The organism is Lysinibacillus sp. NPDC086135, from assembly GCF_044746345.1.
Classification (GTDB): Bacteria; Bacillota; Bacilli; order Bacillales_A; family Planococcaceae; genus Lysinibacillus.
The window spans coordinates 104,091-119,953 of the sequence record NZ_JBIVCA010000013.1; the positions used below are offsets into that span (position 1 = coordinate 104,091).

14 protein-coding genes and 1 riboswitch are annotated in these 15,863 nt (G+C 36.7%); all 14 genes read left to right on the top strand.

The window, feature by feature from the left end:
* Positions 1-318: 318 nt before the first annotated feature.
* Positions 319-558, top strand: coding sequence for a helix-turn-helix domain-containing protein (locus ACIPKN_RS17245; protein ID WP_400938218.1), 240 nt, complete (start codon positions 319-321; stop codon positions 556-558).
* The gene (vanR, locus tag ACIPKN_RS17250) at positions 555-1,256 is read left to right on the top strand and encodes a VanR-ABDEGLN family response regulator transcription factor (protein ID WP_400938221.1); all 702 of its coding nucleotides are present in this window, start codon (positions 555-557) and stop codon (positions 1,254-1,256) included. The genes ACIPKN_RS17245 and vanR overlap by 4 nt, the downstream gene beginning before the upstream one ends.
* A complete protein-coding gene (gene vanS, locus ACIPKN_RS17255; protein WP_400938224.1) occupies positions 1,246-2,379 on the top strand; it encodes a vancomycin resistance histidine kinase VanS in 1,134 nt (377 codons plus the stop codon). The genes vanR and vanS overlap by 11 nt, the downstream gene beginning before the upstream one ends.
* A 144-nt stretch (positions 2,380-2,523) precedes the next feature.
* Entirely contained in the window at positions 2,524-3,351 is an 828-nt protein-coding gene (gene vanW, locus ACIPKN_RS17260) for a glycopeptide resistance accessory protein VanW (protein ID WP_400938227.1), read from the top strand.
* Positions 3,352-3,353: 2 nt separating this feature from the next.
* Entirely contained in the window at positions 3,354-4,400 is a 1,047-nt protein-coding gene (vanG, locus tag ACIPKN_RS17265) for a D-alanine--D-serine ligase VanG (protein ID WP_400938230.1), read from the top strand.
* A 50-nt stretch (positions 4,401-4,450) separates the two neighbouring features.
* The gene (locus ACIPKN_RS17270; RefSeq protein WP_400938232.1) at positions 4,451-5,149 is read left to right on the top strand and encodes a D-alanyl-D-alanine carboxypeptidase family protein; all 699 of its coding nucleotides are present in this window, start codon (positions 4,451-4,453) and stop codon (positions 5,147-5,149) included.
* A gap of 4 nt (positions 5,150-5,153) precedes the next feature.
* Positions 5,154-7,292: a serine racemase VanT catalytic subunit gene (gene vanT / locus ACIPKN_RS17275; RefSeq protein WP_400938233.1), complete on the top strand. Its 2,139-nt coding sequence runs from the start codon at positions 5,154-5,156 to the stop codon at positions 7,290-7,292.
* Between the two features lie 504 nt (positions 7,293-7,796).
* Positions 7,797-8,060, top strand: a complete 264-nt coding sequence (locus ACIPKN_RS17280) for a hypothetical protein (RefSeq protein ID WP_400938235.1) — start codon at positions 7,797-7,799, stop codon at positions 8,058-8,060.
* A complete protein-coding gene (locus tag ACIPKN_RS17285; protein ID WP_400938238.1) occupies positions 8,053-8,430 on the top strand; it encodes an efflux MFS transporter permease in 378 nt (125 codons plus the stop codon). The genes ACIPKN_RS17280 and ACIPKN_RS17285 overlap by 8 nt, the downstream gene beginning before the upstream one ends.
* Complete coding sequence (locus ACIPKN_RS17290; protein WP_400938241.1) at positions 8,360-9,049, top strand: MFS transporter; 690 nt, start codon at positions 8,360-8,362, stop codon at positions 9,047-9,049. Before ACIPKN_RS17285 ends, ACIPKN_RS17290 begins: the two co-directional genes overlap by 71 nt.
* A gap of 733 nt (positions 9,050-9,782) precedes the next feature.
* A riboswitch (cobalamin riboswitch) is annotated at positions 9,783-9,977 on the top strand.
* A 192-nt stretch (positions 9,978-10,169) separates the two neighbouring features.
* Complete coding sequence (gene mmgD, locus ACIPKN_RS17295) at positions 10,170-11,291, top strand: citrate synthase (protein ID WP_400938243.1); 1,122 nt, start codon at positions 10,170-10,172, stop codon at positions 11,289-11,291.
* Between the two features lie 97 nt (positions 11,292-11,388).
* Entirely contained in the window at positions 11,389-12,822 is a 1,434-nt protein-coding gene (prpD, locus tag ACIPKN_RS17300) for a 2-methylcitrate dehydratase (protein WP_400938246.1), read from the top strand.
* 399 nt (positions 12,823-13,221) lie between these two features.
* The gene (prpB, locus tag ACIPKN_RS17305) at positions 13,222-14,136 is read left to right on the top strand and encodes a methylisocitrate lyase (RefSeq protein ID WP_400938248.1); all 915 of its coding nucleotides are present in this window, start codon (positions 13,222-13,224) and stop codon (positions 14,134-14,136) included.
* A gap of 47 nt (positions 14,137-14,183) precedes the next feature.
* Positions 14,184-15,842: an acyl-CoA dehydrogenase family protein gene (locus tag ACIPKN_RS17310; protein WP_400938251.1), complete on the top strand. Its 1,659-nt coding sequence runs from the start codon at positions 14,184-14,186 to the stop codon at positions 15,840-15,842.
* The last annotated feature ends 21 nt before the right edge of the window (positions 15,843-15,863 follow it).

Genomic DNA, 15,863 nt, shown 5'->3' on the forward strand with positions numbered 1-15,863 from the left:
ATAAGTGATTTTCTAGTTAAAAGTTCAAAAAATTTATTTCTAAAGCCCTTTAATTTAGACTACAATTCCTTTGATGGTGATGAAAAATTAATACTAACGATTTTTTTAAGAATATAACTTCTTTGTCAAAGTAGAACGCGTTATATCTTTAGGTAAAAATTCAACAATTTAATCCATGGAAAGTTAGTTGAAACTAGGATTTTACATTCCTGATTTTTAAAAAATAATTGATGACAAGGAGCAATTTCACTAGTGTAAAGGGCTGCGTATAAAGACCGATTATTTGTGTTATATTGAAATTATTATTAAAATTCAATTGTGGAGGTTAAATTAAAAGTCAGTTATAACAGGCTATGGAAGCTACTAATAGATCGAGGTATGCAAAAAAAGCCAACTTATGTAGTTGTCGGTGCAAGTAAAAGCACCTTTGCAAAACTTGGGGAAAATGAAAATGTTACGCTTCCTATCTTACTTGGCATATGTCAAGTTCTTGAATGCGACTTTGGTGATATTATGGAGGCGATCTTCGATAACAAGGAAGGAAAAATGCAAGTATGAATGAACATATTTTAATTGTTGACGACGAAAAAGAGATTGCCGATTTGCTTGAGGTTTATCTTAAAAATGATGGATATACGGTATATAAATTTTACAATGGTATGGATGCTCTAAAATGTATAGAGTCCACCAAACTAGATATGGCTATTTTAGATGTTATGCTCCCTGATATTGAAGGGTTTCAAATTTGCCAGAAAATCAGAGAAAAGTACTTCTATCCCATTATTATGCTGACAGCAAAGATTGAAGATGGCGATAAAATAATGGGACTTACTATTGGAGCTGATGATTACATAACAAAACCATTTAATCCGTTAGAAGTAGTAGCAAGAGTGAAGACCCAACTAAGACGCTATACAATGTATAACAATACATCTGAGAACAACACAGTGATCGTTAACGAATATGAATTAAAAGGATTACTAATTAATAGAGAAACGCATAAATGCTGTTTGTTTGGAAAGGAAATTTCGTTAACGCCCAAAGAGTTCTCTGTCCTTTGGTATTTATTTGAACGTCAAGGTAAAGTAGTTTCTTCGGAAGAATTATTTGAAGCTGTTTGGGGCGAAAAATATCTTGATAATAATAATACTGTTATGGCCCATATCGGAAGATTGCGTGAAAAGCTGAACGAACCTGCCAAAAAACCAAAGTTCATTAAAACAGTTTGGGGGGTAGGTTACACAATTGAAAAATAAAAAGATTGATTATAATAGGGAATATAAAGAGTTGCGGAATAAACTGTTTTCCAGAGCAGCCATTATCGTTTTCTCTGGCGCTGTTATTATCTTTTTACTCTTTAGTGTTGTGCTAGAAGGGCGATTTGCAAATGGTGTAGTTTGGTTTCTTAATCGTGTGCTAAAAATAGATTACGATGTTGCAATGACTGTATATCAGCAAATCTTTCGGAATAATGAAGAATTAATTATGTTAGCCGCATGCGCCGGTGTATTTATTATCCTTTTACGATTTTATCTTAATCAATTTACCAAGTACTTCATTGAGGTCAATCGTGGTATTGATGCGTTAATTAAAGAGGACATTGGAGATGTTATACTATCCCCGGAATTATCTGCTACTGAAAAAAAGATAAATCAGATTAAACATACCTTAGAAAAAAGGAAAATGGATACCCAGCTCGCAGAACAACGTAAAAATGACCTCATCGTTTATCTTGCTCACGATTTAAAAACACCACTCACATCTGTCATAGGGTATCTTACGCTACTCAGAGATGAAAACCAAATTTCTGAAGAATTACGAGAAAAATATTTATCTATTTCATTGGATAAGGCAGAGCGTCTTGAAGATTTGATCAATGAGTTCTTTGAAATCACCAGGTTTAATCTATCAAATATTACGCTTGAATACAGCAAAGTGAATGTAACACGAATGCTTGAACAATTAGTGTTTGAATTCCAAACGATGTTCGCAACGAAAAAATTGAAATGTACGTTGCAAACTGTACCGGATATAATACTAAAATGTGATGTGGATAAAATACAACGTGTCTTTGATAATCTTTTAAGCAATGCTGTTAATTACAGTTATGAGGACACGACGATCGAAGTATCCGCCAAACAGGATGATCATCATATAACATTAAAGTTCACGAACCATGGGAATACAATACCTGAAGAAAAACTTGAACGAATATTTGAGCAATTCTATCGTCTAGATACTGCCCGTAGTTCAAGCAATGGCGGAGCTGGGGTGGGACTTGCTATCGCAAAGGATATTGTTGAACTTCATCAAGGCACGATTATGGCATATAGCGAAAACGAATTGACTTGTTTTGAAGTGACCCTTCCTCTTTCGTAGGAAAATTGTAAGAAATTCGATAGAAAAATAGTATAAAGTCGTTGGAGTAAACAAATAAACGGCACTCTTGTTATGGATACAATTATCGTATCAAAACAAGAGTGCTTTTTGTTTTGAGTGGAATCAAACAAAGGAGTGTATGCAGTGTCACGGAAAAGAGTAACGCAGATGTTTCCGTTTCTGCTTCCTTTACGGAAATGGCAAAGGAAGCAATTCTTCTATATAAAGATGTATTTAGACGGCAACGAATATGCAAAGGAAACCGCCGTAATTAATTTGCCTTATGAGGTGTTTTCAACATCATCATTGATGCTGAATAAAAACAGCGGATTTGATATGAAGTACCAAGTAAACAAAGTACACAATTTGAAACTCGCCGCAAAAACGCTCGATAAGTTCATTATAAAACCAAATGAAACTTTTTCTTTTTGGCAACTTGTACGATATGCAGACCGCTTTCAACCATACAAGGATGGCTTAAACCTCGTGAATGGAAAAATTGTAGGTTCATATGGGGGAGGGATATGTCAGCTAAGTAACATGCTGTTCTGGATGTTCCTTCATACACCGTTAACGCTTGTAGAGCGACACGGGCATGCTGTTGAATCCTTTCCATCTACAACAGAGGAAATACCCTTTGGAACGGATGCAACTATTAATGAAGGTTGGTTAGATTTGAAAGTAAGAAATGAAACAGATAGTACGTTTCAGATCAACATCTCCTTTGACGAAGAATTTATGTACGGTCACATCCGTTCTGACAAGGAGCAAACCTATAAATATAAGATTTTTAATCAATCTGTTTCATATGGCAAAGTTGGTAGCCAACTGTTTCAAAAGGCTTCTGTTGATCGCATTAGAACAGATGTTACAACAGGGCAAAACGAACAAGCTTTTCTATATAACAATACTTGTGAAATAGGGTACGAGCTACCTAATGACATTGAAATCGACAAAATATGGAGGAAATAAAAATGAAACCTAATATTGCAGTGATTTTCGGAGGGAATTCTTCGGAGTATCCCGTATCGTTACAGTGTGCTTTCTCGATTTTGGAAAACTTAGATGCAAAGAAATATACAATTATTCCAATTGGTATTACAAGACAAGGTGATTGGTATCGTTATGATGGAGAATTCGATCATATTCTTAATAACTCGTGGCTTGATGACACCGATAACCTTACCCCTATTATTGTTTCTCAAAATTGTTCAGTAGGCGGTATTGTTGAACTTTCAGAGGGAGGTATCCATGTGACGAAACTTGATTTTGCTTTGCCTTTATTGCACGGAAAAAATGGTGAAGATGGAACAGTTCAAGGGTTATTTGAAATAGCAGGAATACAAGTTATTGGTTGTGATACCCTTTCTTCGGCTTTATGTATGGATAAGGATCGAGCACATAAACTTGTTCAAGCTGCAGGTATTGCTGCGCCAAAAGCAATAATAATGAGAAGATCCACAATGCAGGAAGCACTTAGCTTGTCAAAAGATTTAGCGTATCCGTTGTTTGTAAAGCCAGTCCGAGCAGGCTCATCGATTGGCATTTCAAAGATTTACGACCAATCCGAATTACAGGCAGCCGTTGCTTTGGCGTTTGAACACGATGGTGAGGTTATTATCGAGGAAGCGATTGAAGGATTTGAAGTTGGGTGTGCAGTTTTAGGAATAGATGACTTGCTTGTAGGCAGAGTAGACGAAATTGAATTATCGAACGGTTTCTTTGACTACACAGAGAAATATAGCCTAAAAACCTCGAAAATTCATATGCCAGCACGAATTGATGAAACTTGTGAAAAGAGAATACAGGAAACGGCAAAAACTATCTATCAAATACTTGGCTGTTCAGGTTTTGCAAGAGTAGATATGTTTTTGACACCATCGGGAGAGATCGTATTTAACGAGGTCAATACGATCCCTGGCTTCACTTCTCATAGTCGTTATCCAAATATGATGAAAGGCATCGGTCTGTCCTATGAGGAAATTTTGGACAAGCTGATTGGTTTATACACAGTAAAATGAAAACGATCATTCTAAATAAAGCTCAAATTTATACAGGGGACTTGATCCTTGTGAATGCCCACTATCCGGTTCACTCTCATAGCGTGGAAGGATTTTCAGCCGTTGATGAAAAGTATCCGGATGTGCGTATGAAGCGTAATGCTGTAAATGCATTGCAGTGCATTTTTGACAAAATCGGCTGTGCGGATCAAATTGTTGCAGTGAGTGGACACCGATCGTTAGCTGAACAAGAAGATATATATAATGGTTCAATGCGTGACAATGGTCGAAGCTTTACTGAAAGCTATGTTGCTTTGCCTAACCATAGTGAGCATCATACAGGACTTGCCATTGACTTAGGATTAAAACAAGAGGTGATAGATTTCATTCGACCAGATTTTCCGTATGAGGGTATCTGCAATGAATTTCGCAAAACAGCACCTTATTACGGCTTTATTGAGCGTTATCAATCAGACAAAGAAACGATAACAGGGATTTCTCATGAACCATGGCATTTTCGCTATGTTGGGTATCCTCATTCCGAAGTGATGGCTAAAGAACATCTGTCATTTGAGGAATACATTGAATATATGAGGAATTTCACTTATAACAAAGAACATCTTCGTATATTGGGCAATGACGGAAAAGAAATCGAACTATTTTTCGTGCCTTGTCATACAGAAAGGGTGGAAATTACTATACCGGAGCATTCAATTTATCAAGTATCTGGCAATAATGTAGACGGTTTTATTGTGACGATTTGGAGGTGACAAAATGAACAGGAATAGAGCATATGCAGGCATTGACTATTTTAGATTTGCTGCCGCATTACTAGTTATTGCCGTCCATACATCTCCGTTATTCTCATACAGTGAAACAGGCGATTTCATCTTAACTCGGATTATTGCACGTATTGCCGTACCTTTCTTTTTTATGACATCAGGCTTTTTTCTGATTTCCCGGTACAATGACAATTCCGATAAATTGAAAATCTTTCTCAAAAAGACGTCTATTATATATGTAATAGCCATCTTGCTGTATGTACCTTTAAACATTTACAACGGCTATTTTTCGATGGATAACCTACTTCCAAACATCATGAAAGATATTGTTTTCGATGGTACCTTATATCATTTGTGGTACCTGCCTGCATCGATCATCGGTGCTGCAATTGCATGGTATCTGTTGAAAAGAGTTGGGGTGAGTTTCGCACTCATTGTTACTATGATTCTCTATGTAGTGGGTATGCTTGGCGATAGCTATTACGGCTTTGCAGAAAAAATACCGTTTCTTAAAAAGATGTTCGAGCTGATGTTTGAGGTAGCTGATTACACACGAAATGGACTTTTCTTTGCCCCACTATTTTTTGTCCTTGGTGGCATAATAGCGGATAAAGCAATAAAAGTGAGCCTCAAAAAAAGTGTTATTGGATTTGTCATATCTTTAGCACTTTTGTTTGGCGAGGGGATGGCACTTCATCAGTGGGGAGTACAACGACACGACAGTATGTATATGATGCTTCTGCCATGTATGTTCTTTTTATTTAATGCCCTTACCTACTGGAAGGGAAAAAGAATTAAGGCACTCAGCTCGTTAACTTTAATTGTTTATATTATTCATCCAATGATCATTGTCTTAGTACGAATGCTTGCCACAATCCTGCGTATGCAGCCGCTTTTAGTAGAGAATAGTCTTATTCACTATGTTGTTGTATCTGTCCTTTCTATCGTTGCATCTATTGTTATTTTGCGGCTTTATAGTCGCCTGAAATTGCGTTACAGGAAAAAGGTACAAAATAGTATGAACAGATCGTGGATTGAGGTTGATTTGAACAATCTTGAGCATAATGTACGTATCTTACAGGAATCAATGCCAAAAGATTGCGAACTGATGGCTGTCGTAAAAGCAGACGCATATGGGCATCGTACCTTTGAAGTTTCGACATTCATAAATCAAATAGGTGTAAAAGCCTTTGCGGTAGCAACCATAGATGAAGGTATTAAATTGCGTAAATATGGAGTTAAAGGTGAAATACTGATTTTGGGCTATACCTGTCCAACCAGAGCGAAAGAACTTCATAAATACAGCCTTATACAAAGCCTTATTGATTATAATTATGCCGTTGCTTTAAGTCATCAAGGATACAATCTTAAATCACATATTAAGATTGATACTGGTATGAAACGCCTTGGGTTTGATGTTGATGATATAGCTGAGATAATCGAGATATTTAAAACAAAGCAATTAGGTGTTTGTGGAATTTATACGCATTTATGTGTTTCAGATAGTCTTTTACCTAAGGATGTAGAATTTACACAGATTCAAATAAGCCGTTTTTATAGTTTAATAGGTATGTTGTTGGAAAACGGGGTTAACCCGAATAAAGTGCATATACAGAGCAGCTATGGATTACTGAATTATCCAGAACTCCAATGTGATTATGTAAGAGCTGGTATAGCTTTATATGGAGTTCTTAGTTCGCCAACTGACCAAACCAAATTAAAATTAGACTTAAAGCCAGTTTTATCACTGAAATCCAAGGTTATTCTTATCCGAGCGATAAAGGAAGGCGAGACGGTTGGTTATGGAAGAGCATTTACTGCAAGCAGAAATAGTTTAATTGCCATATTACCCATTGGTTATGCTGATGGAGTACCAAGAAATTTATCTTGTGGGAAAGGTAATGTATTAATAGATGGATATCAAGCACCAATAGTTGGGAGAATTTGTATGGATCACCTAGCAATTGATGTAACGGATATACCTCATGTGGCAGTTGACGATATTGCTACGATAATTGGTAGAGATGGTGAAATGGAACTAACTGCACCAGAGGTCGCCAACAATTCTGGCAGCCTATCGAATGAACTGCTGAGCAGATTGGGAACAAGATTGATGAGTAAGACAAAGTGATTTTGATAGCCTTATCTGTTATTATAATGTTTTTTAGTTAAATATAAATTTGGTAATTATGGTACACGCTAAATTAGTATAAAAATAACTCTAGGATACTTATTTATTTTATTAAAAGTCAATAATTAAAGTAATGAACTTAATATTTCTGGATCTATATACAATGTGCAACATTATAATATGCTATTTTTTAAGCTGAACTAATTTGATATTAGTTCAGCTTTTATGTGTGTTTTAAGATATAGTTTGAGTATAATTAATAGAAGTATAGTCTCAGGAACTTTTTCTACCTGTTATTCAACTCCCATGAAAGAACTTAATCATCTTTCATTTTCTGTGGTGAAGAGATTATTTTCGCGCTTCATGGAGGGCTAACGGGGCAGCCTCTTATTATAATCTTATTGTGTTACTAAGGGTATAATTTTTCTTCCGCAATAGAGTGCATATATTTACTCAATACCGTTATTATGAATCAAATTTGTGGGCCTTTTTGGAGAGACAGCCATGAATATGGCCATGACCGATGTTATGAGAGACTTTGGCGTCAGTGCAACTAGTGCTCAATGGTTAATAACAGGCTATTTATTAGTATTGGGAATTTTAGTACCCATTTCTGCCCTTATTATTCAATGGATTTCAACACGTTGGATTATTATAATCGCAATTTTATTCTCAATTATTGGTGCATTAGCGCCAACATTTTCAATTTTATTATTATCACGGGATTTAAGCAGTTGGTACAGGGTTAATTTTACCCCTTATGATTAATGTAATTTTCATGGTTGTACCAATCGCAAAACGTAGTGCAACAATGGGAATGGTCATTACACTTGCTCCAGCAACTGGGCCAACAATCGCTGGTATTATCGTCGATATATCTAGCTGGCATTATATTTTCTGGATAAGCATTGCCCTATATATCATTATTTTCTTCACTTTTATGCCAAAAGTGTACAATGTCTCAACGCTAACAAAACCGAAAATCGATTATTTATCTATCGTTCTTTCAACAATTGCATTTGGTAGTATTATTTATGGACTAAGTACTATTTCAGAAAGATTCTACATTGGCAACAATCATAATAGTAGTGGGCATTGTAGCTCTTTTATTTTTCATATGGCGTCAATTTACAAGTAAGCATCCGATGATTGATTTACATGTTTTCAAATATCGTAATTTCGCTATTGGTTCAGTTTTAATATTTATTGTATTCGCATTACTGTTAGCCATTGCGATTCTTATGCCACTGTATTTAAAAGGATCATTATTACTTTCAGCAACGAATGCTGGGTTTGCGATGTTATTAGGAAACATATTAAATGCCGTCTTTGCTCCAATTGTCGGAAAAACGTTTGATCGTGTTGGTCCAAAATTTTACTTACGTTTTGGTTTCTTATGCTTAGTTATTTCAACGAGTATATTATCCTTTGTCATTAGTGCCACAACACCACTTTGGTTAATCATAGTTTCATGTATGATTTTCTACGTAGGTGTCTCAACAACTATTATACCGGCGCAAACAAACTCACTTAATGATTTACCAAAACAGTTGTATTCTCATGGTTCCGCTGTCATAAACACACTTCAGCAAATTGCAGGTGCAGCAGGTACCGCATTAGCCATTACACTTATGACAACAGGACAACACCGCTTTACAGTAGAGCATTCAAAAGCAAGCCCTGAAACTCTAGTTGCAGTAGGTACACAATTTACATTCGGCACTATTGTGATTGTGGCAGTAATCGGTCTGTATTAGCATTATTTGTAAAACGAACAACAAATCATTTGCACTAGTTTTCAAATGAAAGAATAACTTAATATATTCATCCATCTAGTGAACAACTTTCTAACTTACTTATTCATAAGAGAGATAAAAAAATGAATAAACTAATAGCATTCATAACAATTCCTATTTTCTTTAAATGATGTATCGCAAGCTAGTCGTCCATATAGGAACAATAAACGAAGTTGCTGAACACAAATATAAAACCGGCATAGGTCAATAGAAAAACGAAACGCCAGGATCATTGGTAAATCATTGATCCTGGCGTTTTTAGTAACCAAACAGGAAGAGAACTCACAATATCACTAAAACAAATTGATACTTCCTCAATAGTTTGTTTAGGCCTTCAGATAACCCCTGATTCGTTATATCAAGAGAATTTGCCTTTCATCATTCAGCACAAGAATCGTTGCTCCAACACTTATAATCGGACTACTGCCTATAAATTTTCGTAATTCCTAAATGTACCCAAATTTCTCACGATTAATAAAGCTCAAATTTAAAAGAGATCGCCTTTCTTTTAAAGTAACCTCTCTAATGCCGGTTCGGCGGGATCCTTTTAAAAATCTTTTTTATACGAAATATTGCTAAAAAATGTAGAATAGTTCACCAAAAAAGAAAAATAGTTAATGATAGTCTGTCTCTTCCGAATTTTACCTATATTGCTTGTTTTAAAAACTCTATGTTAAGGTAAAATGACAAATTGAATATGCTAAATTTTGGTGGTTCAAATGGAGTTGTTTCCATTTGATTAAAAGGGAAGTTGGTGAGAGTCCAACACTGTCCCGCAACTGTATTTAGGAGTTCAATAACAAGGCCACTGTTTTGTTTGTCAAAATGGGAAGGTGTTATTGTAGCGTTGATCATAAGTCAGGAGACCTGCCACTAAATAAGCATCAATTGACCTACGAGGATAGGGAGGTGTTAGCTACTACATGATCTTTGTGAATTCATGTAAATTCACTGTTTATTTGCTCTATCATGCTTTTGTAGATTAACAACTTCTCAAAGGGGTAGAAGTTGTTTTTTTGTTGTTCTTTCGTGTTTTAATGGTAACGCTTACAAGAATAATTAAACAAAGGGGTTGTAATGAATGGAGTTAAATTATTCACCAGGTCTCGATGGAATCATTGCCGCTGAAACAAAGCTATCTTTTTTAGACACTGTAGGAAGTCAGATTGTGATTCGAGGCTATGATTTGATTGAGCTATCACAAAGATATTCGTATTTAGACATTGTCTACTTAATGTTGCATGGAGAAATACCAACTACCGAGCAACGAGCTAATTTACAGGTTAAATTGAAATCCAATTACCAGGTTCCACAAGAAATTTTTCAAATTTTCAAGTTATTACCTGATGGGACGCATGCTATGGATGGGCTTAGAACAGGCATTTCGGTGTTAGCAGGCTATGATCAGCAAATCAATGATCGTTCTACTGAAATGAATTTGTCGCGAGCATATAGACTTTTAGGTGGTATGCCAAATATTGTAGCGAATAGCTACCGTGTATTAAATGGTCAAGATGTCGTGGAGCCTGATAACCAGCTTTCCTATAGTGCTAATTTTTATTACATGATAACTGGCAGAAAACCAACTGCTTTAGAAGAAGAAATTTTTGATCAATCACTCGTTTTATATAGTGAACATGAGATGCCAAATTCGACGTTTACGGCTCGTGTTATTGCCTCAACACAATCTGATTTGTATGGTGCTTTAACTGGCGCGGTCGCATCATTGAAAGGTAATTTACATGGTGGGGCAAACGAGGCAGTGATGTATATGCTTCTTGAAGCCAAAACAGTAGAAGGCTTTGAAACATTGCTGAAATACAAACTGCAAAATAAAGAAAAGATTATGGGCTTTGGCCATCGTGTTTATATGAAAAAAATGGACCCAAGAGCGCAAATTATGAAAGAGGCTTTACACAAATTCTGTTTGCAGCAAGGAGATCATCGCTTATATCACATGTGTGAAGCTGGTGAAAAAGTGATGGTACAGGAAAAAGGGTTATACCCAAATTTAGATTATTATGCGGCACCAGTGTACTACATGCTTGGATTGCCAATTGAAATATATACGCCAATCTTTTTTGGCTCACGAACGATCGGCTTATGTGCTCATGTAATTGAACAGCATGACAATAATAGATTATTTAGACCTCGTGTCAATTATATTGGCGAGCGTCATAACCTTGAAGAATTGTCGGTATAATCAAGTTTAACAACTCGCCATAGAGCTGATGGGCATTCTGACCAATGTCCATCAGTATACTAGTATGGCAAATTCATGCAACGGAGGGAAGATATAGATGATAAAAACAAATGAACTATCTAAGACAGATCAATTACTAACTGATATTACCGATTATGTATTAAATACAACGATTACAAGTGAAGAAGCCTACGAAACAGCACATTATGTTTTATTAGATACTATAGGTTGCGGCATTTTGGCTTTACAGTATCCCGAATGTACGAAACTACTTGGACCAGTTGTACCCGGTACGGTTGTTCCAAATGGTACGCGTGTTCCAGGAACTTCCTATGTACTTGATCCAGTGAAAGGTGCTTTCAATATTGGTTGCATGATTCGTTGGTTAGATTACAATGACACATGGCTTGCGGCTGAATGGGGACACCCTTCTGATAATTTAGGTGGCATATTAGCAGTTGCGGATTACTTGAGTCGTGTACGTATTGCTGAAGGCAAAGAGCCTCTTAAAATAAAAGACGTTTTAGAAATGATGATTAAAGCCCATGAAATTCAAGGGGTATTAGCATTAGAGAATAGTCTGAATCGCGTTGGTTTAGATCACGTATTATATGTCAAAATTGCGACAACAGCGGTTGTGACAAAGGCATTAGGTGGAACTCGTCAAGAAATTATCAATGCATTATCAAATGCTTGGATTGATAATTCAAGTTTACGAACATACCGCCATGCCCCAAATACAGGATCAAGAAAATCATGGGCAGCAGGAGATGCGACAAGTAGAGCCGTACAATTAGCCATGATGACTGTGCAAGGTGAAATGGGTTATGCAACGGCCTTATCTGCACCTGGCTGGGGATTCCAAGACGTACTCTTTAATAAACAAGAATTAAAGCTTGCAAGACCGCTTACCTCTTATGTTATGGAGAATGTTCTTTTCAAAGTTTCTTTCCCGGCTGAATTTCATGCGCAAACAGCTGCAGAATGTGCAGTTCATTTACATCATGAAGTGACAAATCGTTTAGATGATATTGAAAAAGTTGTCATTACGACACATGAATCAGCTATTCGCATCATTGATAAAGAGGGCCCATTGAATAATCCAGCTGACCGTGATCACTGTATTCAATACATCACAGCAATTGGACTGATCTATGGTGATATTATCGCAGACCATTACGAAGATGACGTGGCAGCAGATCCACGCATAGATGAACTAAGAAATAAAATGGTTGTTGTTGAAGATTCACAATATACGATCGATTACTTAGATCCTGAAAAGCGCTCTATTGCTAATGCTGTTCAAGTTTATTACAAAGATGGGACATCATCAGAATTAGTAGAGTGTGAATATCCTTTAGGACATCGTTTCCGTCGTGAGGAAGCATTCCCTAAAATCATTGATAAGTTCCGACAAAATATTAGTACACATTATTCTCAAAAACAATTAAGTAAAATTAATGAGCTTTGTGCTAATAAAGAGATTCTCGAAAATAGTGCTGTTCATGAATTTGTAGATTTATTCATCTAACTTTTTTCAGCTGTGTTTTATGTATCGAAAGAATAAGTCACTTTATAGCGGGTGTCCAAACATCCGCTGAAAGAAGTGCCTCCGGCGGATGTCACGGAATCGGAAAGGAGTTCAATGTAGGATGTTAGTTTAAAATCATCACATCCATGCGATAACGGCTAACTGCCCTGCATCGGTGTTGTTAACGCTTCGTTAGCACTGCGCTTTCGCACAAAAAGCATCTGCTGCTGCCGCTTCGTTTTCGCGCAAAAACATTGGCTGCTGCCGCTTCAATTTCGCGCAAAAACATTGGCTGCTGCCGCTTCAATTTCGCGCAAAAAACATCTGCAGGGCTAAGCACAAAGCCGATTCCGGGCTCAATTATGCCGCGGCATATTGATTAATAGGAGGTCTTTAAAAATGGCGTGGATTGTCAATGAAGTAATGACACAAAAACAATTGGCTGACCAATTTCGAGCTTTACTAACGCGTTCTACTATTTTGCAAATACCAGGAGCTCATGATGCGATGGCAGGCTTAATGGCTAAAAAAGTGGGCTTTGAGGCATTATATCTTTCTGGAGCTGCCTACACAGCAAGTAGGGGCTTACCTGATTTAGGAATAATTTATTCAAATGAAGTTGCTCAGCGTGCTAGTGAAATTATCCAAGCTACTAACTTACCAATACTAGTGGATATTGATACTGGCTTTGGCGGTATATTAAACGTTGCACGTACAGCTCGCGAAATGGTAGAGGCTGGAGTAGCTGCTGTACAGTTAGAGGATCAAAATCTTCCTAAAAAATGTGGACATTTGAATGGTAAAACACTCGTATCCCAAGAGGAAATGATACAAAAAATAAAAATGATTAAACAAATAGCGCCTACTTTAGTTATTATTGCCCGCACTGATGCAAGATCTGTAGAAGGTTTAGAACAGGCTATTTCAAGAGCAAATGCCTATGTAGCTGCTGGAGCAGATGCTATTTTTCCAGAGGCTCTGCAAACAGAAAAAGAGTTTAAACAATTTGCTAGTGAGCTAGATGCTCCTTTATTAGCAAATATGACTGAATTTGGGCAAACACCTTATTATACAGCTAAGGAGTTTGAAAAAATGGGCTATTCGATGGTTATTTATCCCGTTACATCAATGAGAGTAGCAGCCAAAGCATATGAGCGAGTGTTTGACTTAATAAAAAATACGGGGACTCAAAAGGAAGCTATTGAGGATATGCAAACTAGAAGTGAATTATATGAAACAATCTCCTATTACAAATTCGAAGATTTAGATAGTGAGTTGGCGAAAACTATCTTACCTAAAGAGGAAATCAAGTAGGAGAAAAGCAATCTGCTTTTCTCCTCTTTCTTTCAAGGAGGGCTTGTATGGATAAACTAGAAAACAAAATGACGATCTTTACACCTGAGGACTTTCATGATGAAGAAGAGCTCATAGCAAAAACGGCAGAGCTTTTCATTAAACAGGATGTCTCACCTAATATTTCAGCTATTGAACAGCATCAATATGATGTCACCCGTCAATTATTTCAAAAAGCAGGTGACCTTGGTTTACTTGCCATTGAGATACCCGAAGACTATGGGGGGCTTGAACTCAATAAAAAAATTTCGGGGCTTGTTGCAGAAAGAATGGGCTACGGGGGCTCTTTTAGTGTCACCTACAATATTCATGCAGGAGTTGGCACATTGCCCTATGTCTATTTTGGGAATGAGTCACAAAAGCTAAAGTACTTACCTAAGCTGGCTTCAGGTGAATGGATTGGAGCCTATGCCCTGACTGAGCCAGACGCAGGTTCAGATGCATTACATCCAAAAACAAATGGGATTTTGAATGAGGATGGTACAGCATGGGTATTAAACGGTGAAAAACAATGGATTACCAATGCCCAGCTAGCAAATATCTTTGTTGTTTTTGCAAAAACAAACGAAGGAATGACCGCTTTCATTGTAGAGCGTACTTTAACAGGGGTATCTATAGGGCAGGAAGAAGAGAAGATGGGAATTAAAGGGTCTTCGACGGCTACACTTATTTTAGAGGACGTTGTCGTACCAAGGGACAATGTTCTTGGAGAGGTTGGAAAAGGCCATAAGGTTGCTATGAATATATTAAATATGGCACGCCTAAAGCTCGCTTTTTCAAACATAGGAACTTCCAAACAGGCGCTCCAATTAGCAGTGAATTACGGTAAGGAACGGCAACAATTTCAAAAGCCGATCGTTGATTTTACAATGATTCAAGAAAAAATTGCTAATATGGCGATTTTAATTTATGGCGCAGAAAGTGCTGCATACCGAACAGCTGGAGAAATGGATGATGTTATTGAGTTAGAAAGTAAAGAGTCCATGGTTCAAAAAATAGCCGATTTCGCTATGGAATGTGCACTCAATAAAATCAATTGCTCGGAAGCACTTGGCAAAATTGTAGATGAAGCTGTTCAAATACATGGCGGATATGGCTATATGCAAGATTATGAAGTAGAACGTTTGTATCGTGACGCAAGAATTAGCCGTATTTTTGAAGGAACAAATGAAATCAATCGCTTAACAATTGCTAAAATATTATATAAAAAGCATACGCAAACAGCTTCTACAAAAAATTTTTTAGGAGCGTGCCAACCAGCAGATGATAATCACCAATATATCCAGCTATCCAAGCATTTAATGCAAATGGCAATGACTGTCATTTCAGCTGCACAAATTAATCTGGAACAAGAGCAGGAATACATGCGTCTGTTGGCTAATATAGCAAAGGATATTTATATAATGGAATCTTCTTTACTGAGAACGGAAAAGGCAGCACATGAAAAAACGAAAAATTTGATGACAGACATATTGTGCCAAGAGGGTTATCGTAAAATAGAAAAAAGAACAATTGACATTATTGCTGCTGCTGAAACAAATGAGCAAATACGAAAAACATGGCTGGATGATATTCAACACTTAAACATTCCCCTACATCAGAATCTCTTTATGAAGAAGAGAGAGATTGCAAGAAGTATCATCAACAATCCAAAATCTATTAGTTAATTTTCATAAACAGGAGGGAAA